This is a genomic window from Paraburkholderia sp. PGU19, from assembly GCF_013426915.1.
Lineage (GTDB): Bacteria > Pseudomonadota > Gammaproteobacteria > Burkholderiales > Burkholderiaceae > Paraburkholderia.
The window spans coordinates 15667-38433 of sequence record NZ_AP023181.1; the positions used below are offsets into that span (position 1 = coordinate 15667).

Consider the following 22767-nt stretch of genomic DNA (forward strand, 5'->3'; position numbering starts at 1 on the left):
TCATCGGAAGGAGCAAGCGAATGAAGCAGGGAGAGCAGCCGGCGCGCGCGCATCGCGAGCCACAGCAGATCAAGGACGACTTCGTGCGTGTGCACGGCGTCTGGAACGCCGCATGGGACAGCATGCTGCGTCTCGATGCGGGCTTTGTCGATGCCTACGTGCAGTTCTCCGCAGTGCCGCAGCGCAGAAACCATCTCGATGACAAGACGCGCGCGTTCATCGCACTCGCTGCCGATGCTTGCGCGACGCAGTTATATGGGCCGGGCGTCGCGCATCATATCGAGCGCGCGCTCGGGTTCGGCGCGACGCGCGAAGAACTGATGGAAGTGCTGGAGCTGATCAGCACGATCGGCATTCACACCAGCAATGTCGGCGTGCCCGTGCTGCTCGAAGTGCTCGAAGAAGAAGGCTTGCGCGCCGGACCCGCGCCGCTCGACGAACGCCGTCGCGCGCTGAAGGATGCATTCGAGAAGAATCGCGGCTACTGGCACCCCACATGGGAAGGGCTGCTCGAACTCGATCCCGATCTGTTCGAAGCGTATGTCGAGTTTTCTTCGGTGCCGTGGCGCACGGGCGTGCTGAGTCCGAAGATCAAGGAGTTCATGTATTGCGCGTTCGATGCTTCATCGACACATCTGTACGTGCCGGGCCTCAAGCTGCACATGCGCAACGCGCTGCGCTACGGCGCGACGGCCGACGAACTGATGGAACTGCTGGAGATCGTCAGCACGACGGGCATTCACGGCGCCGAACTCGGCGCGCCGTTGCTCGAAGCTGCACTGGCGAAGCACCGAGTGGCCGTCGATGCATGACCGCGCGATGCTGAATCCCAACGTATCGAACACGCACGTCACCCGTTCGGCGCGGCCGCCTCAAAACGCCAGTGCGCGCGTCCGCGATCCTCATTCGACGTTCCGCGCGTTGCAGGCGCTGCCGCTCGCGCGGCTCGCAGCGAACGGCACGGACCACGCGCATGTGCGGGCCGTGGCGATACTTGGCTACAACTGAAGTGCTACAGCGAGGCAACGATGATCGCGTTTTATGCACAACGGAGGACGGAAAACAGCGGGCGGTGAAGTATCATAGCGACTGTAACTTTGTCGGACGGGAAGACAATAATGTCGACTGATATCGGGTTGGTCCGACCTGAGACGCTGCGTCATCAGGTCGAAAACGTGCTGCGGCAGGCCATCATGAGCGGGCGCTTTGCGCCGGGCGCGCGTCTGATCGAGCGCGAACTGTGCGAGTCGCTCGGCGTGAGCCGTACCTCGGTACGCGAAGCGCTGCGCAAGCTCGAAGCAGAAAAACTCGTGCGCAGCGTGCCGCACAAAGGCCCGATCGTCGCCGTGATCTCGCAGCAGGAGGCGAGCGAACTGTACGCGTTGCGCGGGCTGCTGGAAGGCTTCGCGGCGCACGAGTTCGCAAGGCTCGCCAGCGACGCCGCGATTGCGCAGTTCGGCGAGGCCGCGAAGGAACTGCGCACGCAGGCGACGGCGCAGGACCAGGCGGGCGTGCTCAAGGCCAAGACCGCGCTCTACGAGGTGCTGCTGGACAACTGCGGCAATGCACTGGTTAAGGAGGTTCTGAATAGCCTGTATTCGCGGGTGAATCTGCTGCGCGCCACGTCGCTGATGCATCCCGACCGGCTGCCGAGCAGCCTGCGCGAAATCGACAAGCTCTACAAGGCGCTCAAAGCACGCGATGCCGACGAAGCCCAGGCGCTCGCGCGCCTGCACGTGGCGAACGCGGAGAAAGCCGCGATGCGTATGCTCGGCGAGAGTGACGACGCGCAGGCCTGAGCCTTCCGGATGCGAAGCCGGACGCCAGCGCCGGCTTCGCATTGCTTCGATGCAGCGCACAAAGCGTGCGTCCACAAGCACTTCATCAACCCGGCAAAACGCCGGTCCGTTCAACGCGGCGCGAGCGGCCATCAATCCTCATACGTGAACCAACCTTCACTTGCGCGGCAATGAGGCGCCAATGCGCTGCCGCGTGCCTGGAATATCGGCATCGCTTGGCCTACGCTTAATTGAGCCGGCCCCTTGAGGGCGAGAGTGAAGCTGTACTCGCCAAATTTGCGCAGCCGACCCGTCCCGACGAAGCAATCAACGGTTCCAATTCAAAGCCTTTGTCGTTTGAGAGGGGTTGCGCGACTGTGCCCGTCCACGCGTTGTCTACGCGCGGGCCGCCGCCGCACTCCAGCGTTCGCAAGCTCAAACGATAAAAAGCCGAGGAGACGTTCATGACCCCATCCCCGCGGTACCTCGTCGTCTTCATTCCCCTGCTGTTCGCCGCGCTCGCATCGCCCACCTCGCGAGCCGCCGACGAAGCGCAGAACACGTCCACCACCACCTCCGCGCCGATGCCGTCGACCTTTGCGCCCGTCAGCCAGGCGCAGCTCGACAGCGCCGCCGGCAACACGTCCGACTGGCTGCATTCGAACGGATCGTATGCGCAGACGCGCTTCTATCCGGGCACGCAGATCAACCAGACCAACGTGGCGAAGCTGAGGCCCGTGTTCATCTTTCAGACGGCTGTTAATGAATCGATGGAAACGGCGCCGATCGTCTCGAATGGCGTGATGTTCATCACGACGTCGTTCAATCACGTCTATGCCGTCGATGCCGTGACGGGCAAGGAATTCTGGCATTACAAGCACAAGATGGGCCCCGTCACGACCTTCTGTTGCGGGCCCAACAATCGCGGCGTGGCGATTTCCGGCGACCGGCTATTCATGGGCACGCTCGACGCGAAACTGGTCGCGCTCGACGCGAAGACGGGCAACGTGCTGTGGGAAACCAGGATCGCCGATCCTGACGAGGGCTACTCGGAAACGATGGCGCCAACGGTGGTGGACGGCAAGGTGCTGATCGGCACGAACGGCGGCGAATACGGCATACGCGGCTTCGTGAAGGCGTTCGACGCGAATTCCGGGCAACTGCTGTGGACGTTCTATACGATTCCCGACTCAGGCCAGGAAGGCGTGTGGGCGACCAAAGACGCGACGGGCCGCGACGAGAAGCGCGACATCGCCGCCGAGAAGAAGCAGCTTGCCGATAAAGGCGGCGACTTCTACAAGACGCTCGGCGGCGGCGTGTGGATGACGCCCGCCATCGACCGCAAGACGCATACGGTGTTTTTCGTGGTCGGCAACCCGTCGCCGGATCTGTATGGCGCGATCCGCCCGGGCGACAACCTTTATACGGACTCGCTCGTCGCCATCGATCTCGACACGGGCAAGTACAAATGGCATTACCAGTACGTGCCGCACGACGTGTGGGACCTCGACGCCGTCAGCCCGCCGATCCTGATCGACGTGCGCGACACGAACGGCAAGATGATCCCCGGCGTGATCCATGGCGGCAAGACGGGGCACATCTATGTGCATGATCGCGCAACGGGCCGCCTGATCCGCTTCTCGCAGGCAATGATTCCGCAGGAGAACATGTGGACGCTGCCGACCGCCGAGGGCGCGCGGATGCTGCCGGGCGCGAACGGCGGTGTCGAATGGTCGCCGATGGCGTTCGATCCGAAGACGCGCCTCGCCTACGCGGCCAACCTGCATCAACCGATGACCTATCAGGTCACGGACGCGCCGTATCCCGGCGGCAGCAAGCTGTGGCTAGGCGGCGCGTTCAAGGTGATTCCGTCCGAAGAGCAATGGGGCAAGCTGTCGGCCGTCAACGTCGACACGGGCAAGGTGGCGTGGGACTTCAAGACGGCGCAGCCGTTGATCGGCGGCGTGCTCGTGACGGGGGGCGGCCTCGTGTTCAACGGCGAAGGCAACGGGCTGTTCCGCGCGTTCGATGCAGCGACGGGCAAGAAGCTTTGGGAGTTTCAGTGCGGCGCGGGCGTGAATGCGCCAGCCGTGTCGTATAGCGTGCATGGCAAGCAGTATGTGGCCGTCGCGGCGGGCGGCAACACGCAACTGGACTTCAAACGCGGTAACACGGTGCTGGTCTTCGCGTTGCCGTGACGACGCGAACCGGGACGTCATCGCTCACCGCGCAGCGCGCAGCGCGTATCGTCGCGCGCGCTTGCGCGGTGTTTCTCGCAGTGGTTCTTTGTGTGGGCGGCGTCACGTGGCCGCTCGCCGACGCACGCGCCGACGCGGAAGCCGGCAAGACGAAGGCGCAGACCTGCGTGGCCTGTCACGGCCCGATGGGCAATTCGACCGATCCGCAGTATCCCGTGCTCGCGGGGCAGACCGCGCGGTACGTGTACCTTCAGTTGAAGGACTTCAAGGATGGCCGTCGCAAGGACCCGCGCATGTCGCCGATGGCGGCGCACCTGTCGAAAGACGACATGCAGAATCTCGCTGACTATTTCGCCACGCAGAAACCCGTGCCCGTCGATTTCAAGTCGGACGGCGTCGCCGTCGAAGCGGGGCGCACGAAGTCGGCTGCGGAGCTTTGCACGATGTGCCACCTCGGCAACTTCACCGGTCAGAACGAGATTCCGCGTGTGGCCGGGCAGCACTATCAGTACATCGTCAAGCAACTGCAGGACTTCCGTTCCCGCAAGCGCACCAACGATGGGGGCAACATGGGCAGCGTCGCGCGCAATCTGACTGACGACGATATCCGCAACCTTGCCAGTTACGTCGCGAATCTGCAGTAGTCTCGGGGAGACGATCATGTATCACGCCGTGCGGTATGGGGTGACTGCGTTGTCGATGGTCTGCGCGCTTTGGGCCGCGTCGGGCGCTGCGCTGCCTGCGGCAGCCGAAGAAGCGGGCGAGGTGAATCGCGCGCTGCTTGCAGCCGCGAAAGACAGCGACCGTGCCAGCGCGATCGCGGCGCTCGATCGCGGCGCGGCCGTCGATGCGATGACGAGAATCGGCGACACCCCGCTGCTCACGGCATGCAAGAAGGGCGACGCCGAGATGGCGCGCGTGATGGTCGATCATGGCGCAAACGTGAAGCGCGCGAACGCGTCCGGTGTCACGCCGCTGATGGCGGCCGCGTATGGCGGCTACGACGGCATCGCCGCGTTGCTGCTCGCGCGCGGCGCCGATCCGCTGGCAACGGATCGCGTCGGCAAGACCGCGATGGAGTACGCGGCGGGACAGGGGCAAACGCAAGTGGTGAAGCAGTTGCTCGATACGGGCATCGACGTGAACCGCCGCTACAAGAACGATCTCACTGCGTTGATGTGGGCAGCCGGCTACGATCGCGCCGATACCGTGAAGCTGCTGCTCGCGCGCGGCGCTGACGAATCGCTGAAAGACAACCGCGGCATGACGGCAAAGGATATTGCCGCGCAGACCCAATCGAATCAGGTGGCGAATCTGTTGTCCGCGCATTAATTGCGGAGACAGCGGCACTTTATCTGGTTCGTCGAAAGCCATTCCGATTTAAACGAAAAAACTTAATTCGCCAATTCGTTTCATCGATTGCGCGATACAGCATTACGCGAATGATTTCGACGTGATTTTCTCGACTCCAAACAATGGATGCGAACGCAAGTTTCGATCCTATTCATCGCGCATAGCCTTTAAAAACGGGCCTTGACAAATCACCGCGCGACCTTCTATTTTTCCTCTGCCACCATTCATTACCAAATCTTTCCTTAGCGGATATCGATAAAGAACCAGTACAACTTACCGGCATGGTTTCTCGTTGCGTAATTAGTGATCCGAATTATTAGAATATTGAGCAACATGTATCAAAGTTGTTAGAAACAAGAAAGTTTAATGTCAGCCGCTGTGAGTGCCGACGAGTTCTGCACCGCTGTCTGTTTCCTATGCGCCTCACCGGCGAAGGCGGCCTTTGTGTAGCGGTAACTGATCTATCACAGGGACAGAAATGAAACCAGACCGTGGCATTAGCGGCAGCCGCCCGCGTCTGGGGCGGCTAGCCGCTTCAGGCGCAATGATTCTCGGGTTGCTGGTTCTCGCGGGATGTGGGGAGGCGACAGCAGTCCCGCTTCGTCGGCGACGAGCGCGTTGAGCCAGGCGGCGGCGAATCCGCAAGCGCTCGCGCAGCAACAGGCCCACCCGCAGGCGGCCAACAAGCCGTACACCGATCCGATTCCCTATTCGCCGCACGCGAATGACGGCCTGGCCGCATCGCAGGTCGCGGAGAAGGCGGCCGTGATGCACTACCAGTGGCAGTCGGGCAAGACGACGGTCAACTACACGACGACGACAGGCCACCTGACAGCGGCCGATGCGAACGGCAATCCGGAAGCGACGATGTCGTACGTTGCCTATACGGCGCAGGGTTCGAAAGGCAAAGCGCGCCCCGTGACCTTCATCTACAACGGCGGCCCGGGGTCGTCGTCGATCTGGCTGCGGCTCGGTTCGTTCGCGCCGACGCGCGTCGCGACGCCCGATCCGCTTCTCACCAACTGGCCGAACTACCCGCTCGTCGACAATGCGGAAAGCCTGATCGACACCACGGACATGGTGTTCATCGATCCGCCCGGCACAGGTCTATCGGAAGCGGTCCTGCCTTATACGAACAAGCAGTTCTGGGGCGTCGATTCCGACGTCAACATCATGCGCGATTTCATCATCCGCTATCTGGCGGTGAACAATCGCGGCGCTTCGCCCATCTATCTCTATGGCGAGTCATATGGCACGCCGCGCACCGACATGCTTGCGCTCGCGCTCGAAACGGCAGGCGTGCCGCTGACGGGCATCGTGCTGCAGTCAGCGATTCTCAACTACTTCGCCGACGCAATCGAAGCCGTGGCGATCTTCGGCACCAAGGAAGGTCTGCAGCTGGACACCGATACGCTCGCCGGTTACTACCCCGGCTATGCAGAGGTTGCGGCGTACTTCCATCAGGTGTCGCCGCCGCTGCTCGATCAGGGGCTGTTCGCGCTGCAATCGGAAATCTTCGCGACGGGCCAGTACAACCATTTCAGGCAGTACGCGGAGACATGGGTGCTGAGCCAGTTCGGACTTCCCGGTTACTTCGACCCGCCCGTGTATCCGGCGACGCGCACGCTGCAATCATGGGAGTGGCCGTCGAGCCTCACGCTGCATGCGTTGCAGGCTTACTTCGATCCCAACTCGTTTGGCCTGGCGCTGGTTCCGGGTTCCACGATCGGCCGCTACGATGGACGTGTGTCGCTGCCCAATTCGGACCCGCGCCTGCAGACAGATGGCGACCCGTCCGACATCCTGATCTCGCAGCCGTTCACGACGGCACTAGCGACGCAGATGCCGGACTATCTCGGCTACACGGCGCCGAACGCGACGTACATGCCGCTGAACGACGAGATCATCCAGGTATGGGACTTCTCGCACGACGGCCAGGCGCTGCCCGATACGCTGCCTGATCTGCTCGGCGCGATCACGCTCAATCCGAAGCTCAAGGTGCTCGCCGAGAACGGCTTCCACGATCTCGCCACGCCGTTCTTCAAGACGGAAAAGGATCTGGCGCGTCTGCAAACGGTGCCCGGCCTGAATCCGGATCTGCAAGTGAACTTCTTCCAGGGCGGGCATATGATTTATCTGGACGACGTGGCGCGTCCAAAGATGAAGAGCGATCTGGTGGATTACTACAGCCGCCAGCCGATTCCGCTCGCGCTGTCGCTGTGGACGTTGCCGGCGCCGTGGAGCGACGAAAGCCCGGCGGGCACGCGCCGACCTCTACGGCACAGGCTGCGGCGACGCAGTAGGGGCAATGGAACAGGTCCCCGCCCGTCACTGTTGCGTGCGGGGACTCCCGGCTCATCTATTCAGGGCGAGTGATCATGACTTCAATCGATAGGTTGTCGCGCATTCTTTCCATCATCGTCGTGCTCGGCGCCGCGATGGGCAGCGCGCATGCAGCGACGCAGGCCGTTGCGCCCGTTACGTTGCCAAAGGGCGGCCATGGCGTCGACGGTCCGTTCTTCCCGACCAACCGCGTCGCCGCTGTTACGCCCTCCACAGGGACGCAATTGCAGCAGCAGGCGCAGCAGCGCATCGACGCGCGCATGGGCGCGAATTCGGTGCTGGGCAACGGCGCTTCGATTACGAAAGCGCAGGCGCAAAGCAGCGGCCTTGGGTTTATCGCGCAGCACTTCGATCAGATCGACACCGCGCATTCGGGGCGGGTGTCGTTGAATGACGTCAAGCAGTATTTGCAGCAGCAACAGGGGCAATAAAAAAAGCCCGCGCATCGATTGACGTCGATGCGCGGGCTATCCTTGCAGATGCCGGACGCAGCGTCGCGGCTCAAGTCCCCATCAACGCGCGCACATGCGCGCGCGTGCCGCCCGACAGCCCCTCCATGCTGTAGCCGCCTTCGAGTATCGACACCACGCGTCCCTCGCAGGTCTCGTCGGCGATGCGTACCAGTTCACGCGTGATCCAGTGGAAGTCGTCATCGTCGAGACGCAGTGCGGCGAGCGGATCGAGCCGATGCGCGTCGAAGCCCGCTGAAATGATGATCAGTTCTGGACGAAACTCGCGCACGGCGGGCAGCATATCGGCCTCGATGCGCGAACGGAACAGATCCGAATCGCAACCTGGCGGCAGCGGCACGTTGAGGATGTTGTGGCTCACGCCCGTTTCGGCCGACTTGCCCGTGCCGGGATACAGCGGCGATTGATGACTCGATGCATAGAAGAGTTCGGGCCGGTCATAAAACGCGGCCTGCGTGCCGTTGCCGTGATGAACGTCGAAATCGACGACGGCCACGCGCTCCAGTTTGTGCACGTCGTAGGCATACGCAGCCGCGATGGCCGCCTGATTGAAGATGCAAAAGCCCATCGCCTTGCCGGGCTCCGCATGGTGCCCGCAAGGACGCGTCGCGCAAAACACGTTGCGCGCGTCGTTGTTGAGCACGGCATCGACGCCCGCGCACGCCGCGCCGACGCAGCGCATCACGGCTTCCCACGAACCCGGCGACATGACCGTATCGCCGCCGTCGAGCGGCATATAGCCGTGCTTCGGCGCGATCTCCGCCACTTCGTCGATGAAGTCCTGGTTGTGAATGAGCAGCACCTGTTCGAGCGTGCCCATCGGCGCGTCGCGCCATTCGAGCGCGGCGAATTCCGGCGCGCGCAAGGTTTGCAGCACGGTCTTCAGCCGTTCCGGCGATTCGGGATGATGCGGGCCGGGCTGATGGTTCAGGCAGGCGGCGTGCGTGTAGACGAGGGTGGGCGGCATCGGCTGCTGATGCCCGGAAGGCCGGGCATCGTCTCCTTGGCGTAGATGTTTTCGAATGAGGAGAACGCGCTGTGCGGCGGTGGCGGCTCCGGAGTATTCATCAAGTGTAAGGTCGCGGCTTTCGCGCCGAACAATAAAACAAACTTTGGCACGCCATACACGTTTGTTTATGGAAGCGCCGTGCCGCGATCGCGCCGGACGTCGTTCGGCGTCTTGCCGGTCCAGCGCTTGAACGCATGGCGAAAGCTCACGGCGTCGCTGAAACCCAGCGTCACGGCAATGTCTTCGATGCTGAGGGTCGTCGTGCTCAGATAGTCGACGGCGAGCGCCTTGCGCACGCCCGTCAATAACTCGCTATACGACGCGCCTTCTGCTTCGAGCTTGCGGCGAAGCGTGCGCGACGTCATGCACAGACTCTCCGCGATCTGTTCGATGTCCGGGAACTTGCCGGGCGTGCGCGTGAGTTCCTGATAGACGCGCCGCGTGACGCCCGCCTGCCAGCGGAACTGCTCCACCAGCCGCGCGCATTGCGTCGAGACTTGCGCGGCCGTGATCGGATTGGCGAGTTGCGGCGCGCGCGATAGCCACGCGGCGGGGTAGCTCAACAGGTTCTGCGGCTGGTCGAAGGCGAGCGGGCATTCCAGCACGTCGGACAGCAACGCCGCATGCGGCGGTTGCGCCTGTGTGAACATCGCGCGCGCCGGCACGCACCATGCGCCCATCACGTCCTTGATGACCGTCACGTGCACGGCAAACTGCAGGTCGATCAAAAAGCGATAGAGCGACTCGCCGATGTCGGGCATGCGCACTTCGTCGCGATTCGGGAAGATCCACGATGCCGCGTCGTCGTGCTCGAACCAACGGATATCGAGCATGCCATTGGCGAGCTGATGGTATTTGACGGCGGTATCGAAGGTCTGCGCGAGCGCTTCCGAGCACAGCAACGCATAGCCGTACATGCCGTAGCTCGATGCATGCAACCGGCAGCCGACACGCACACCGAGATCAGGTCGCCCACATAGACGGACAGCATTGCCGGCCGCAACCAGGAATTGCAGCGACGAAGTCAGCGTGAACGGGTTGGCAACAGCCCCGGCGTCGAGTTCCGTGCCCGCCAGCACGGCATTCGCGTCAATGCCGGCTTCCGACGTCACGTCGAGCAGCGCGACGAGCTTGGAAGGCGCAAAGCGCTTCTCACGCCATCCGATAACGGACGGCGCGTGTTGATGGATTGCCGCCGCATGCGCGGGCGCGCGTTGCTGCATACGTGAGTGAGTCCTGTGTCCGAAAAGATACCGGTTGCGTGCCCGGAATTCTGCGCCCGAACGCATCGGCCTGCCATAGGGTTCACCCTTATTCATCCTGCTGATGCCGCGCGCAAACGCGCATGAATGACGCATGGCGGATCGATCGAGGGCGAAGCAGCTTGTCCGTTGCGATCACCATTTCGGCCTCGCCGATCATTTGCATCCGCCCGTCCGCGCGCGATAGTTCAACCTGCACAAAAGATCGATCAGGAGACAGCGTGGACGACAGCCACATCAGCACCCGTCATTGCATGAAACCGTCCGTGGAAAGCCACGCCAGCAAGCGACACTGGATCGCATCGTATGGCTCGATCCCTGCGGAGATCGACGCCGACCGCTATCCGTCGATCAACGCGCTGCTGGAAGGCGCGATGCGCCAGTTCGCGGCGAAGCCCGCGTTTCGCGCATTCGGCCACACGTTGACTTATGCGGACATCGACCGCCTGTCGTCGGCATTCGCAGCGTATCTGCAGAAGGTGGCGGGCGTCGGCAAGGGCGACCGCGTGGCCGTGATGCTGCCGAATCTGCTCGCGTTTCCGATCGCGTTCATCGCCATCGCGAAGATCGGCGCGGTGCAGGTCAACGTCAATCCGCTCTACACAGCGCGCGAACTGGAGCATCAACTGAACGATGCGGGCGTCGAAACGATTGTCGTGTTCGACGGCTCGACGCGCACGCTGGCCGAAGTCGTCAGCCGCACGAAGATCAGGACTGTGATCACGGCAGGCGCCGGCGACGGCAGCGGCACCACGCTTCCCGGTCCCGCCGCCGACCCCGCGCTGCGCGGCGCGATCACGCTGCCACAAGCGCTCGCGCAAGGCGAGCGGCTCGCCGCCGATCCCATCGATGTCAACGGCAGCGATCTGCTCTTTCTGCAATACACAGGCGGCACGACGGGGCTATCGAAGGGCGCGGCGCTGTCGCATCGCAATTTGGTCGCGAACATCGAGCAGTTCAAAGCCTTCATGCCCGATTCGCTGCGGCCAGGCGTCGAGGTCGTCGTTACGGCGATCCCGCTTTATCACATCTTCGCGCTGACCGTGAACTTCCTCACGTACTTCTCCGTCGGCGCGGAGAACTGGCTGGTGGCGAATCCGCGCGACGTCGAGCCGTTCATCGACGTGCTGAAGGCCGCGCGTCCGACCATCTTCGTCGGCGTCAACACGCTGTACGCGGGGCTGGCCGCGCATCCGCGCCTCGCGGAAGTCGACTGGTCGCGGCTCAGGCTGTCCGCGGGCGGCGGGGCGGCCGTGATCGATATCGTGTCCGAGCGCTGGAAGTCCGTGACGGGCAGCTTCATCCGCGAGGGCTATGGGTTGTCGGAGACATCGCCCGTGGTGTCGTTCAACCCGCAGTTCATCGACGGCTTCACGGGCAACACGGGCCTGCCCGTGCCTTCCACCGACGTCAAGCTGCTCGACGACGACAACCGCGAAGCGGGCATCGGCGAGGCGGGCGAGATCTGCGTCAAAGGCCCACAAGTGATGCGCGGCTACTGGCAGCAGCCCGAGGCCAACGCGCGCGCTTTCACAGCGGATGGCTACTTCCGGACCGGCGACGTCGGCGTGTTCGACGACAAGGGCTTTCTGAAGATCGTCGATCGCAAGAAGGACATGGTGATCGTTTCCGGCTTCAACGTTTACCCGAACGAAGTGGAAGCGGTAGCGACCGCGTTTCCCGGCGTCGCCGAATGCGCGTGTATCGGCGTGCCCGATGAAAAGACGGGCGAGGCGCTCAAGCTGTTCGTCGTCCCCGCGCCAGGCGCCGACGTGACGCAGCAGGCGCTGATCGCGCATTGCCGCGCGAGCATGGCGGCGTACAAGGTGCCCAAGGCCATTCACTTCGTCGATGCGTTGCCGAAGTCGACAGTCGGCAAAATTCTTCGTCGCGAGTTGCGACGCGTCGAATGACGCGCGGATTGCACCGACCCCATCTACGGGCATAAGCTGGCTCATGTGACATGCGGCAGCCGCAGGGCGACAGGCGCCTCGCGGCCGCGTATTCGACGTGAAGCGCTTCTTGACTCGAGAGGGCGGACCATGAGCCGAACGACCACCGATCCGGATCATGCCGCGGCCCGCCGCCCTCATCCGCTACTGCGCCGCGTGCCGGGCATCGCGATGCTGCGCGCGTATCGGGGCGCGTGGCTTTCGCACGATCTGATCGCGGGCATCGTGCTCACCACGGTGCTCGTGCCCGCCGGGCTCGGCTACGCGGAAGCGGCGCGCTTGCCCGCCATCACGGGCCTCTACGCCACCATTGCTTCGATTGTCGCGTATGCGGCGTTCGGGCCGAGCCGCATCCTCGTGCTCGGACCCGACTCGGCGCTGGCGGCGCTGATCGCATCGATCGTGCTGCCGATGGCAGGCGCGCGCCCGGAGCTGGTGCTGCCGCTGGCGGGCATGCTGGCGATCCTGTCGGGCGTGTTCTGTATCGCGGTGGGCGTGTGCCGTCTCGGCTTTCTCACCGACCTGCTGTCGAAGCCGATCCGCCAGGGCTATCTGAACGGCGTCGCGCTGACGGTCATCATCAGCCAGGCGCCGAAGCTGCTCGGCTTCGGCGTCAAGGGCAGCAACCTGTTGCAGGAAGCGGCCGGTCTGGTGCGCGGCGTAATGGACGGCAAGCTGAACGAGGTGACGTGCGTGATCGGCGTCGTGTGCCTGCTGGTCATTCTCGCGTGCAAGCGCTGGATGCCCGTGGTGCCGGGGATACTCGTCGCCGTGGTCGGCGCGACGCTTGCCGTCGCGCTGCTCGACCTGGACGCGCGAGCGGGCGTGGCCGTGGTCGGCGACGTGCCGCAGGGTTTGCCCGTGCCGTCCTTCCCCTCCGTTTCATTCGATCAGATCGTCGCGCTGGTGCCCGGCGCGATCGCCATCGGGCTGATTTCACTCGCGGATATCAGCGTGCTGTCGCGCGTGTTCGCGGAACGCAGCGGCGAACGCGTCGACCGCGATCAGGAACTGGTCGCGCTCGGCGCGGCCAACATCGCCGCAGGACTGTTCCAGGGCTTCCCTGTGACGAGCAGTTCGTCGCGCACGCCCGTCGCCGAATCAGCGGGCGCGAAAACGCAGCTGACGGGGATCGTCGCCGCGCTGTGCGTCGCCGCCTTGCTGATCTTCGCGCCGACGCTGCTGCGCTCGCTGCCGGCCGCCGCGCTCGGCGCCGTGGTCGTCGCAGCGGGCCTGGGGCTGTTCGAAGTGCGAGATGTGATCCGTACGTTGCGCCTGCGTCGCAGCGAGTTTACCCAGTCGATGGTGTGCTTCGCGGGCGTCGCGCTGATCGGTCCAATCCAGGGCATTTTCATTGCTGTGGGGCTGGCGCTGATGGCCTTCGTCTGGCGCGCGTGGCGGCCTTATGACGCCGTGCTCGGGCGCGTCGATGGTCGCAAGGGCTACCACGATATTTCGCGGCATCCCGCAGCGCGGACCATTCCGGGGCTGGTGCTGTACCGCTGGGATGCGCCGCTCTTCTTCGCGAATGCCGAGATCTTCCGCGACCATGTGCAGCGCGCGATCGAAACAGCGGCCACGCCTGCCAACTGGGTCGTCGTCGCAGCGGAGCCGATCACGGATGTCGACGTCACGGCCAGCGAAATTCTGCGCGAGTTTCATGCGAGTCTGCACGAGCGGCATATCGAACTCTGCTTCGCCGAGATGAAGGGGCCGGTGAAGGATATGCTGCGGCGCTACGGTCTGTTCGACACGATGGGCGAGCAGCACTTCTTCCCGACGACGGGTGTGGCCGTGGACGCGTATCTCGAACAGCACGATGTCGAATGGCGCGACTGGGAGGACGACGCCGACGCGCAGCAAAAAGGCAAGCCGTGACGGGCGAAAGCCGCGCTCACTGCACGGCGGAAACAGGCACGCGAATCGAAATATGAAAGCCCGCGCCCTGCGAACTGGCGAACGACACCGTGCCCTGTAGCTGTCTGACGCGCTCGCGAATGCCAAGCAGCCCGAATGATGTGCTGACAGGCGGCAGAGTGAGCGTCGCGCCCACGCCGTTGTCCTCGATGTCGAGCGAGACGAGATCGCCGATACGCGCCAGCTCGATGCGCACGCGGCTCGCGTTCGCATGACGCGCGACGTTGGTCAGCGCTTCCTGCACGATGCGAAAAAGATTGGTCGAAGCAAATTCGTTGAACTGCGGCTCGTTGGCTTCGATGTGAACCGTCGCGGCGACGCCGTAGCGCTTCGTGAAGTCTTCGACGAGCCATTCGAGCGCGGCCGTGAGGCCCAGATCGTCGAGCAGCGGCGGGCGGAGATCGGAAGCGATGCGGCGCAGCGAGATCGCCATCGCGTCGATCTCCTTTTGCAGCGAGCGCGTTTGCGGCACGAGTGGCGCGGTCTCGGCCTTCGCGGCAAGAGTCGCTTCCATCAGCGCGACACTCATTTTCAGCGCGGTCAATTGCTGTCCGAGGTCGTCGTGCAATTCGCGCGCGATGCGTTTCTGTTCGTTCTCGCGCGTGATCTGCACCTGCGCCGAGACCTCGCTCGCCCGTTCGAGTTCGGCGAGGCGCATGCGGTCGGTCATGTCCCGCGTGATCTTGGCGAAGCCGAGCAGCGCGCCGCTGGCATCGCGCACGGCTGAAATGGTGACGTTGGCCCAGAACCGCGAGCCGTCGCGCCGCACGCGCCAGCCTTCGTCCTCGACGCGCCCTTCGGCGGCGGCGATTGCCAGTTCGCGCGCCGGCTTGCCGGCGGCGATGTCCTCGCCCGTGTAGAACGCCGAAAAATGACGGCCGATAATCTCGTCTTGTGAATAGCCTTTGATGCGCTGCGCGCCCGGATTCCAGCTGGCGACATTGCCTGCCGGATCGAGCATGAAGATCGCGTAGTCCTGAACCGCTTCGATCAACAGGAAATAACGGTCCTCGAGCGGCACATCCGATGCGGACGCCGCTTTGTCGCTGCGGAACGGATCGTTGCCCGGCGCGGTCATCGTGATTCCCGGCGGTTGGTGACAGGACGGTTGAGTTATATCAGTTCACGAACGGTTGTACCAGTTCGCCGGGCGATCGTGCATCGGGCGCGCGGGGGGGCGAGTCCGGCGGGCGAAGCTTTGCCGCGTTGATATGGGTCAATCGCGGCGTCGCGCGTGGCCGGTACGCTGAGGGCACGGATCTGCGCAAGACTTGCTCTATGCATCCAATGAAGTGGGCGTCAACGGGAGGCGATGGTGGGCATCGGCATGCAGATTGTCTATCTGGGTTGCAGCGCGACGGCTGCGCTCGAAGCGGAGGCGGCGATGCAACTGATGCGCCTGCAACCGTTCGGCGCGTCGCTGTCGGACTGTCAACTGGAGATCGAAGCGCTGCGCTTGCGCTCGGGCGAGCCGCTCTACGATGTTCGCCTCGACCTCGTCACCGCGGCGCACGAACTGAAGCCGATTGGCCGCCATGCGGCGGAGAGCGCGGAAGAGGCCATGCGTCGCGCGTTCGACGCTGCGGAGCGCGCACTGCAGACAGCGGCCTCTGCGTCCGCGCCACGGCGTTGAGCGTATGCCGTTGAGTGCGCGCTGCTGAGTACGTCAGGCTGACTGCGCGTAGTCAGACCTCGTCGGCGAAAACGCCGTGCTCCGGCTCGGATTCGGTCCCGTCGATCCACTGCACATGCCATTGCCCGGCGACGGGCACGCGACCTTCTTCGCGATACCAGAGCGCCTGCCCCGATTCGCCTTCGAACGGCCCATCCAGCGTGAGCAGATCGAGGCCCGGCAACTCGCAGCAGACGCGATTGGCCGCCGCGTCCAGAATGCGCGTGCCGTCGTGCGAAAGCGCCAGCGTTCCCCATTCAGGCAGATCGATCACGGCGTGCCCTTCGCGCGACCATTTGCGGGCGTCGCGGTCGAGCCAGAGAATGGCGTAGACGGACGGCTCGGTGCACTCGAACGTATCGAGATGAAGGGTGATTCTCATCGACGGCTCCTTTTTTGCGGTGGCGCACACATTCAATCTACCGCGTGTGCGTCGCTGGAAATTGAGGCACGTCAATGGCCGCCGACATGCGCATGCGGCAAAGTGCTGCAGCCATGAAGTCAGGGGACGACGTCGGCGAGCGGGCGTCGCGGCGAGTGCGCGGCCTGCGGGCCGCGTCCGACGCGCAGCAGCAGTTGCGGCGTCGCGTCGAGGTGCAGCAGGCCGCTGATCTGCACGCGCAGCGTGGTCACTTCGATGGGCTGGTTGAGATAGGACGCTGTCAATCCTTCGAAGACGGCGACCAGCAGCATGCGTTCGAGCGCCTGGCCGGCGGCGACCCATGCTTCGCGGTCGTTGCGCAAGGTTGCAATGCCGACGATCAGCGGCGAACCGTCGACCAGATGCAGGTGCGTGGCAGGCGTCCCCGCGCCGGCATCGAACACGCGGACCACGGCGGAAACGAGCGGCACCGCGAAATCGAGCAGCCCGCTCACGGCTGTTCCGTATGCCGGCATGCCGTCGTCGCGGCGGCGCGGATGAGTCCAGACGGCAAGCTCGCGCCGAAAGCGCGGGTCGGCGAACTGGGTATGGTCGGCTTCGGCGACGAGGTACGCAATCGCCTGGCGATCGGCTCGCTCATGCAGGCAGCCCGCGAGCGCCCCTTCCGCGTCGCAGGCGTCGACCAGCTTTTGTTGCACGGCGGCGGGAACGGGTTCGTCGGCAAAGGGCGCGCGCGTCGTCACGCGCCGCGTGATCGCGTCGAAGAGCGACGCCACGGCGGCGTCGCCTGGACCGTGACGCGACACCCGCACCAGCGCGACGACGTCGGGGTCCGCATCCGAAGGAAACAGCGTGATCGCATAGGCGAACCCGAAATGGCTCAGCGCCACGCGCAGATTGAAGAGGGCGGCACCGCAACTGATGATCAACTCACGATCGAACGGATCGACGACGGGCAGCGCCCGAAGCCTGTCCACGCACACCTGCACGGTGCTGCCGTCGATCAGGAAGTGCCACGGCTGCGTGTTGTGATTGGACGGCGCGAGCACCGCGTATTGCAGTGCAAAACGCAGTTGCGCGTCGAGCGGCGCGGCAGGATCGAACTGCTTTTCGTCGATTTCCCATACGGAACGCGGATTGGCGTGAATCATCTGGGTGTCCTCGCGCCAGACCCGCGCTATACGCGCGCGAGTCCCTCATGATCGACGATGCGGATCGTCTTGCCGTTCGCGTCCACGAGCCGCTCGCGCTGGAACTTCGAGAACATGCGGCTCACGGTTTCGAGTTTCATCCCGAGATAGCAGCCGATCTCCTCGCGCGTCATGCGCAGATGAAACTCCGCGGCGGAGAAGCCGCGCGCCTTGAAGCGCCGCGACAGGTTCAACAGGAAGGTCGCCACGCGCTGTTCGGCCGTCATCGTGCCGAGCAGCATCATCTGGCTGGACTCGCGGACGATCTCGCTGCTCATCATCTGATAGATGTGATGCTGCATCGGCTTTACCTCGCGGCAGATCGCTTCGAGTTGCGCAAACGGAATGATGCAGACGACGCTGTCTTCGAGCGCGATGGCATCGCAGTTGTGCTGACTCGTGCCGATACCGTCGAGCCCCAGCGCCTCGCCCGCAATCTGGAAGCCCGTCACGTGCTCGCGGCCGTCGCGATGCATCACGACCGTCTTGAACGACCCTGCGCGCACCGCGTAAATGCTCTGAAACACGTCGCCCGCGCGATACAGCGTGTCGCCGCGCTTGACGGAACGCGTCGAGCAGATGATGGTGTCGAGTTTTGCCAGTTCGTCCGCGTTCAGGTCGGCGGGCATGCAGAGCGCGCGCATCGCGCACGCGGAGCAGCGGGACGTGCGATGCGCCGGCGGCTCGGCCCGCGAGACGGGATGAATCGGCACGACGCGCGCCGCGCGTACGGTCGGAAGGGCGCAGTTGGTGACGGTTGCTGTTGCGGTGGCAGTTGCGGCAAGCATGGTTGGCTCCTGTTTGCTCACGGGGACGCGCGTTGCGTCCGGGCAATGCCTGCGATGGTTCGGCAGGCCGCATCGAATTCAGACGTCTTGTCGAAGAAGAAATCGGCGCCCGCCGCGCTGCATGCGTCGCGGAAAGCGCGCGCGATGTGGTTCGTCAGCACGATCTTGACGATGGCCGGGTGCAGGCGGGACAGCGTCTCGATGAGTGCGAGGCTGTTGCCGTCGGCAAGGCGCAGGTCCAGCACGACGATATCCGCGTCGCAGGCACGGATGCCTTCCAGTGCCGAGTCTTCGTCCTCAGCCTCGCCGGCGATCTCCACGCCCGCGATGGCGCCCAGCAGACACGCAAGACGGCGTCTCACTTCGACGGCGGCGTCGACGAGATAGACCTTCGCGGCGAGGGTTGGCACGGCGGTATCCATGTCCAACAGTATCGACGGGCCTATCTCAAAAATGTATAGGACAGGATGGAACCGACCCTAGGAGTTTAGGTAGGCATTGTAGGAATATTCCTACTGACAGCAGCGAAGCCTTAAGAATCGCGGCTAGATGTCGGCGCCGTCGTCGATCAGCTTGTGGCGGATCGCGTAACGCACCAGCCCGTTTTCATTCGGCATCTGCATTTTTTCGAGGATGCGGGTCTTGTGCGTGCTGATGGTTTTGACGCTCACGCACAGTTCGTGCGCGATTTCGGTGATGCTCTGACCGGAGACGATGCGCCGGAACACGTCGTACTCGCGGTCCGACAGCCGGTGGTGCGGCAGCGCTTCGGCGGGTTCGTTCAGATGCTGCGCGAAGCGCTCGGCCATTGCGAGACTGACGTAGACGCCGCCCGACGCCACCTTCGTCACGGCGCCGACCAGTTCTGCGCTGGCGCTTTCCTTCGTCATGTAGCCGGATGCGCCTGCCTTGAAGGCGCGCACCGCGTATTGCTGCTCCGCGTGCATGGTCAGCACGAGGATGCGCAGCGCGGGTTTTTCGTCCTTGATCTGCTTGATCAGGTCGACGCCGTTACGGCCGGGCATCGACAGGTCGAGCACCAGCACGTGGGCTTCCGTGGCGCGGATCAGCGCGATGGTCGTGGCGCTGTCGCATGCCTCGCCCGCCACCTCGAAGCCGCTCGCGGATTGCAGAATGTGGCGCAGGCCGTCGCGCACGAGTGTGTGGTCGTCGGCAAGCAATACCTTGATCATGGATGCGTATGTTCCTGTTGCACGGTTTGCAAGGGAAAGGTCACCGTCAACGCAAAGCCCTGGTTCCTCGTCGTGTCGATCCGAACCGAGCCGCCCAGCATATGAGCCCGCTCGCGCACGCCGATCAGGCCAAACGGCCTGTCCAGGTCCGCTTGCTCTCCCGTGCCGATGCTCGCGTCAGGTTCGGCGCCACGGCCATTATCCGCGATGCGCAGCACATAGTGTTGACTGCTCGCGTGCAGCGTCAGCTCGACGGCGCTTGCATCGGCGTGCCGTGCGACATTGGTCAGCGCTTCCTGGACGATGCGAAACAGGGCGGTCGCCGCGTCTTTCGTGAAGGCCGCGTCGCCTGCCTCGATGTTTCGTTCGACCGCGATGCCATAGCGGCTGGTGAAGTCGTTTGCGAGCCATTCGATGGCGGGGGCGAGGCCGAGATCGTCGAGCATCACGGGCCGCAAGTCGGCGGCGATGCGGCGCAGGGAAGCCACCGTTGCGTCGATCGTGCGAGCCATGCCGTGCAGACGCGCAATGGCGTCGATCGGCTCGCGTGCGCCTGAACGCGACGTCAGCTCGTTTTCGAGGGCCGAAAGCTCCATTTTCAGTGCGCTGAGCTGCTGGCCCAGATCGTCGTGCAACTCGCGGGCGATGCGCGTTTTTTCCTCTTCGCGCACGCTCTGCAGATTGGCCGACAGCCGCCGCAGTTCCTCCCGCGACTGCTTCAGCGCGTTGTCCGACTTCACGCGTTCGGTGACATCGCGCAACATCACCGTATAGAGCTTGCCGCCGTCTTCGCGTATCTGCGAAATCGATGCCTCCAGCGGAAATTCCTCGCCGTCCGCGCGCAAGCCGAACAGAACCGGCTGTCGTCCCATCATTCGTTCGGAGATGCCCGTCGCGCCGAACTGCGCGACGTGCTGCGCGTGGCCGTCGCGAAACCGCTGCGGGATGAAGCGCGCGAGCGGCGTGCCGAGCGCCTGCGCGGCGGGCACGCCGAAGATGCGTTCCGCAGTCGGATTGAAGATCACGATGTTCTGCGCTTCGTCGATTGTGATGATCGCTTCCATCGACGAGCGGATGATCCCCATCATGCGCGATTCGTCGCGGCTCGCGTTGCACGTGGCGAGCACCTGCGCGCGCGCGGCGGCGATCACGCTGACCACGGCCGCAACGATGGACAACGCGCACAGCGTCGTGATTAGCGCGAGCGTTGCCGCGCCGTTCGACGCAACGACGGCAAGCACGACGACTGCGGCCAGACCGCAGGCGACCGCGCCGAGTTGCGCCCTGGCAACGCGTCGATGCGCGAGAGACTTGCTGGTGATGTCGAGGTCGACTTTCATCCGTGCCTGCCTCGCGATAAAGACGGACAGCGCGCGACGCTGCGCGACGAATGCCGCTGTCATGCGAAGTTCGTGCCCGCTCGCGCGGGGCCGCCGATGCGCGTGGCCCGCACGCCGCCGCGCTCGTCCGCCGCGTGGCGTCCCGTCCGTGACGCCATCTTCATGCGCCCGTCAATGCGACATCAGCACGGGCACCGTCATCGATTCCAGCATGGTCCGCGTGACGCCGCCGAATACGCGTTCGCGCGCGCGTGCATGCCCATACGCGCCCATCACGAGCAGGTCCGCGTGCAGATCGGATGCGCGGTTGAGCAGCGTCGCGCCCGCTCCGAGACCCGTATGAGGCGGCGTCGTCGAAAACGACGCTCGCACGCCATGTACGTCGAGCCATGCGGCGACGTCGATGCCTTCGGGCGCGTCCGTCTGCTGCTGCGCATGGTGCCGCACGATCTCGACGCCGACATGGCGCGCCCGTTGCAGTAAGGGCAGCGCGTCAGCGGCGGCGCGCGCTGCCTCGCGGCTGCCGTCCCACGCGACCAGCACGTTTTCGCCGAGCGTCCGCACGTCGCCCGCATACGGAACGACGAGCGCGGGGCGGCCCGCGCCCAGCACCAGATCGCCGACGAAGTGCTGCGTGACGAACGAAGCGGGATCGTTCGGGTCTTGCTGGCCGAGCACCAGCAGATCGGCGTGCCGCGCATGCAGCATTGCGACGTCGAGCGCGGGTCCTGGCGGCGCGCGCCATTCGGCGCTGCGGCCGGCGCGTTCGGCGGCGGCGAGAAAGGCGTTGTGCGCCTTGTCGCGACGCTCGTCTGCGTGCGCTTCGAGCTTCCCGAATGACAGCGTCGTGTCCTGCCGGAAGATGGGCCTGAAGAGATCCTGGCAGACGATATACAGGCCGATCAGATGCGCATCCCAGCGCTGCGCGAGTTCGAGCGACAGCGCGATGCGCGTATCGCTGCGGCGGCTGTCGTCGATATGGACGAGCAAGGTCTTGTAGCTCATGTCAGTTCCTTTTTCAGCGAGACGCTCAATGCGACAGCAGCACGGGCACGGTCATCGACTGGAGCACGGTGCGCGTTGCGCCGCCCAGCACCAGTTCGTGCAACCGGGAATGCGCGTAGGCGCCCATCACGATCAGATCGCAGCCCGATTCCGCCGCCTGCGACAGCAGCACATCGCCGATCGTCGTGTCGCCGCTGGCGGACACTTCCCGCACGTTCACCTTGACGCCGTGTCGCGCGATGGTCAGCGCAATGTCGGCGCCCGGAATGCGCCACAACGGTGGCTCGTCTAGCGTCGCATTGACGGTGAGCAACGTGACGTCGGCGGCGTGCGACAGGAACGGCATCGCGTCGTGAATCGCGCGCGTGGCTTCGCGGCTGCCGTCCCACGCGACCAGCACATGCTGGCCGAGCGTCGCGCGGGCGCCCGTCGACGGCACCAGCAGCACAGGGCGGCCCGCGGACATCAGCAGATGCTCGACGAACTGGTCGGCGATGAACGATTCGGGGTCTTCCGGATCGGTCTGTCCGGCGATCACGAGATCCGCGAGACGCGCGTAAGGCGGCACGACGTCGTTCGCATAGCCCGCCGCCGCGATCCAGCGCCCGTCCACTTTCGCGCGCGCGGCTTCCGCATGGAACAGGCGGTCGAGCGCGGCGCACCGTTCGTGACGTTGACGCTCATGCTCCGCATAGTAGAAAGCCGTGCCTGCCATCACGAATAACGCGTGTGGATCAGGCAGGTAAGTGGTGAAGAGGCCCGTCAGCCTCGCATGAAACTGATGGGCGACACGTAGCGCGATTTCGAGGCGCGGATGCGCGTGAACGCCCGTATCGAGTTGCACGAGGATGTTCTTGTAACTCATCGCCGTTACTCCAGAACAGAGAGACGTGGGGCGGGCGTCGGCCCGCTATG

The 22767-nt window shown here is 64.2% G+C and carries 20 protein-coding genes and 2 pseudogenes; 11 read left to right on the top strand and 11 right to left on the bottom strand.

Annotated features, from left to right (window positions below; all coding sequences use genetic code 11):
- Nucleotides 1-20: 20 nt before the first annotated feature.
- The 8 genes and pseudogenes from H1204_RS29930 to H1204_RS29965 all read left to right on the top strand — a co-directional run bounded on the left by H1204_RS29930 (nucleotide 21) and on the right by H1204_RS29965 (nucleotide 8103).
- Nucleotides 21-812 (top strand): carboxymuconolactone decarboxylase family protein, encoded by a 792-nt coding sequence (locus tag H1204_RS29930; protein ID WP_180734221.1) that lies wholly within the window; start codon nucleotides 21-23, stop codon nucleotides 810-812.
- A 7-nt stretch (nucleotides 813-819) separates the two neighbouring features.
- Entirely contained in the window at nucleotides 820-1008 is a 189-nt protein-coding gene (locus H1204_RS29935; protein WP_243468891.1) for a hypothetical protein, read from the top strand.
- A 110-nt stretch (nucleotides 1009-1118) separates the two neighbouring features.
- Nucleotides 1119-1799, top strand: a complete 681-nt coding sequence (locus H1204_RS29940; RefSeq protein WP_042308644.1) for a GntR family transcriptional regulator — start codon at nucleotides 1119-1121, stop codon at nucleotides 1797-1799.
- Nucleotides 1800-2242: 443 nt separating this feature from the next.
- Nucleotides 2243-3976 (top strand): PQQ-binding-like beta-propeller repeat protein, encoded by a 1734-nt coding sequence (locus tag H1204_RS29945; protein ID WP_180734223.1) that lies wholly within the window; start codon nucleotides 2243-2245, stop codon nucleotides 3974-3976.
- Between the two features lie 80 nt (nucleotides 3977-4056).
- On the top strand, nucleotides 4057-4620 hold the full coding sequence (locus H1204_RS29950; protein ID WP_243468973.1) for a c-type cytochrome: 564 nt from the start codon (nucleotides 4057-4059) through the stop codon (nucleotides 4618-4620).
- Nucleotides 4621-4675: 55 nt separating this feature from the next.
- A complete protein-coding gene (locus tag H1204_RS29955; RefSeq protein ID WP_180735082.1) occupies nucleotides 4676-5308 on the top strand; it encodes an ankyrin repeat domain-containing protein in 633 nt (210 codons plus the stop codon).
- Nucleotides 5309-5807: 499 nt separating this feature from the next.
- A pseudogene (locus tag H1204_RS29960) lies at nucleotides 5808-7632 on the top strand (peptidase S10).
- Nucleotides 7633-7707: 75 nt separating this feature from the next.
- The gene (locus tag H1204_RS29965; RefSeq protein WP_180734224.1) at nucleotides 7708-8103 is read left to right on the top strand and encodes a 2-oxoglutarate dehydrogenase; all 396 of its coding nucleotides are present in this window, start codon (nucleotides 7708-7710) and stop codon (nucleotides 8101-8103) included.
- A 70-nt stretch (nucleotides 8104-8173) separates the two neighbouring features.
- Here the strand turns inward: H1204_RS29965 and H1204_RS29970 are convergent, their stop codons facing one another.
- Both H1204_RS29970 and H1204_RS29975 read right to left on the bottom strand, forming a co-directional pair.
- A complete protein-coding gene (locus H1204_RS29970; protein WP_180734225.1) occupies nucleotides 8174-9109 on the bottom strand; it encodes a histone deacetylase family protein in 936 nt (311 codons plus the stop codon).
- Nucleotides 9110-9276: 167 nt separating this feature from the next.
- Complete coding sequence (locus H1204_RS29975) at nucleotides 9277-10374, bottom strand: AraC family transcriptional regulator (protein ID WP_180734226.1); 1098 nt, start codon at nucleotides 10372-10374, stop codon at nucleotides 9277-9279.
- Between the two features lie 293 nt (nucleotides 10375-10667).
- Between H1204_RS29975 and H1204_RS29980 the strand changes: the two genes are divergently transcribed.
- Both H1204_RS29980 and H1204_RS29985 read left to right on the top strand, forming a co-directional pair.
- Nucleotides 10668-12326: an AMP-binding protein gene (locus H1204_RS29980; protein ID WP_180735083.1), complete on the top strand. Its 1659-nt coding sequence runs from the start codon at nucleotides 10668-10670 to the stop codon at nucleotides 12324-12326.
- Between the two features lie 129 nt (nucleotides 12327-12455).
- Nucleotides 12456-14243: a SulP family inorganic anion transporter gene (locus H1204_RS29985; RefSeq protein WP_180734227.1), complete on the top strand. Its 1788-nt coding sequence runs from the start codon at nucleotides 12456-12458 to the stop codon at nucleotides 14241-14243.
- A gap of 16 nt (nucleotides 14244-14259) precedes the next feature.
- Here the strand turns inward: H1204_RS29985 and H1204_RS29990 are convergent, their stop codons facing one another.
- Entirely contained in the window at nucleotides 14260-15360 is a 1101-nt protein-coding gene (locus tag H1204_RS29990) for a PAS domain-containing sensor histidine kinase (protein WP_180734228.1), read from the bottom strand.
- Between the two features lie 237 nt (nucleotides 15361-15597).
- Here H1204_RS29990 and H1204_RS29995 point away from each other — a divergent pair, with 237 nt between their 5' ends.
- Entirely contained in the window at nucleotides 15598-15915 is a 318-nt protein-coding gene (locus H1204_RS29995; RefSeq protein WP_180735084.1) for a hypothetical protein, read from the top strand.
- A gap of 52 nt (nucleotides 15916-15967) precedes the next feature.
- On the opposite strand, the gene H1204_RS30000 is transcribed toward H1204_RS29995, so the two are convergent.
- The 8 genes and pseudogenes from H1204_RS30000 to H1204_RS30035 all read right to left on the bottom strand — a co-directional run bounded on the left by H1204_RS30000 (nucleotide 15968) and on the right by H1204_RS30035 (nucleotide 22717).
- Complete coding sequence (locus H1204_RS30000; RefSeq protein ID WP_180734229.1) at nucleotides 15968-16336, bottom strand: DUF3564 domain-containing protein; 369 nt, start codon at nucleotides 16334-16336, stop codon at nucleotides 15968-15970.
- A gap of 119 nt (nucleotides 16337-16455) precedes the next feature.
- Nucleotides 16456-17487: a nitroreductase family protein gene (locus H1204_RS30005; protein ID WP_180734230.1), complete on the bottom strand. Its 1032-nt coding sequence runs from the start codon at nucleotides 17485-17487 to the stop codon at nucleotides 16456-16458.
- A gap of 26 nt (nucleotides 17488-17513) precedes the next feature.
- Nucleotides 17514-18314, bottom strand: a complete 801-nt coding sequence (gene fnr, locus H1204_RS30010; protein ID WP_243468892.1) for a fumarate/nitrate reduction transcriptional regulator Fnr — start codon at nucleotides 18312-18314, stop codon at nucleotides 17514-17516.
- A 17-nt stretch (nucleotides 18315-18331) separates the two neighbouring features.
- On the bottom strand, nucleotides 18332-18736 hold the full coding sequence (locus H1204_RS30015) for a response regulator (RefSeq protein ID WP_180734231.1): 405 nt from the start codon (nucleotides 18734-18736) through the stop codon (nucleotides 18332-18334).
- 123 nt (nucleotides 18737-18859) lie between these two features.
- Complete coding sequence (locus H1204_RS30020) at nucleotides 18860-19507, bottom strand: response regulator transcription factor (protein WP_180734232.1); 648 nt, start codon at nucleotides 19505-19507, stop codon at nucleotides 18860-18862.
- Nucleotides 19504-20607: pseudogene (locus H1204_RS30025) on the bottom strand (PAS domain-containing sensor histidine kinase); the annotation flags it as partial. The gene H1204_RS30020 and the pseudogene H1204_RS30025, both read right to left, overlap by 4 nt.
- 411 nt (nucleotides 20608-21018) lie before the next feature.
- Nucleotides 21019-21852, bottom strand: coding sequence for a universal stress protein (locus H1204_RS30030; protein ID WP_180734234.1), 834 nt, complete (start codon nucleotides 21850-21852; stop codon nucleotides 21019-21021).
- 25 nt (nucleotides 21853-21877) lie between these two features.
- A complete protein-coding gene (locus tag H1204_RS30035; RefSeq protein ID WP_180734235.1) occupies nucleotides 21878-22717 on the bottom strand; it encodes a universal stress protein in 840 nt (279 codons plus the stop codon).
- Between the last annotated feature and the right edge of the window lie 50 nt (nucleotides 22718-22767).

Coding starts and splice junctions, on each gene's coding strand:
- H1204_RS29955 (WP_180735082.1), top strand. CDS start 4,676: ATGGTCTGCGCGCTTTGGGCCGCGTCGGGCGCTGCGCTGCCTGCGGCA.
- H1204_RS29980 (WP_180735083.1), top strand. CDS start 10,668: ATGAAACCGTCCGTGGAAAGCCACGCCAGCAAGCGACACTGGATCGCA.
- H1204_RS29945 (WP_180734223.1), top strand. CDS start 2,243: ATGACCCCATCCCCGCGGTACCTCGTCGTCTTCATTCCCCTGCTGTTC.
- H1204_RS29940 (WP_042308644.1), top strand. CDS start 1,119: ATGTCGACTGATATCGGGTTGGTCCGACCTGAGACGCTGCGTCATCAG.
- H1204_RS29990 (WP_180734228.1), bottom strand. CDS start 15,360: ATGACCGCGCCGGGCAACGATCCGTTCCGCAGCGACAAAGCGGCGTCC.
- H1204_RS29985 (WP_180734227.1), top strand. CDS start 12,456: ATGAGCCGAACGACCACCGATCCGGATCATGCCGCGGCCCGCCGCCCT.
- H1204_RS30035 (WP_180734235.1), bottom strand. CDS start 22,717: ATGAGTTACAAGAACATCCTCGTGCAACTCGATACGGGCGTTCACGCG.
- fnr (WP_243468892.1), bottom strand. CDS start 18,314: ATGCTTGCCGCAACTGCCACCGCAACAGCAACCGTCACCAACTGCGCC.
- H1204_RS29975 (WP_180734226.1), bottom strand. CDS start 10,374: ATGCAGCAACGCGCGCCCGCGCATGCGGCGGCAATCCATCAACACGCG.
- H1204_RS29970 (WP_180734225.1), bottom strand. CDS start 9,109: ATGCCGCCCACCCTCGTCTACACGCACGCCGCCTGCCTGAACCATCAG.
- H1204_RS29930 (WP_180734221.1), top strand. CDS start 21: ATGAAGCAGGGAGAGCAGCCGGCGCGCGCGCATCGCGAGCCACAGCAG.
- H1204_RS29965 (WP_180734224.1), top strand. CDS start 7,708: ATGACTTCAATCGATAGGTTGTCGCGCATTCTTTCCATCATCGTCGTG.
- H1204_RS29935 (WP_243468891.1), top strand. CDS start 820: ATGCTGAATCCCAACGTATCGAACACGCACGTCACCCGTTCGGCGCGG.
- H1204_RS30030 (WP_180734234.1), bottom strand. CDS start 21,852: ATGAGCTACAAGACCTTGCTCGTCCATATCGACGACAGCCGCCGCAGC.
- H1204_RS30005 (WP_180734230.1), bottom strand. CDS start 17,487: ATGATTCACGCCAATCCGCGTTCCGTATGGGAAATCGACGAAAAGCAG.
- H1204_RS30020 (WP_180734232.1), bottom strand. CDS start 19,507: ATGATCAAGGTATTGCTTGCCGACGACCACACACTCGTGCGCGACGGC.
- H1204_RS30000 (WP_180734229.1), bottom strand. CDS start 16,336: ATGAGAATCACCCTTCATCTCGATACGTTCGAGTGCACCGAGCCGTCC.
- H1204_RS30015 (WP_180734231.1), bottom strand. CDS start 18,736: ATGGATACCGCCGTGCCAACCCTCGCCGCGAAGGTCTATCTCGTCGAC.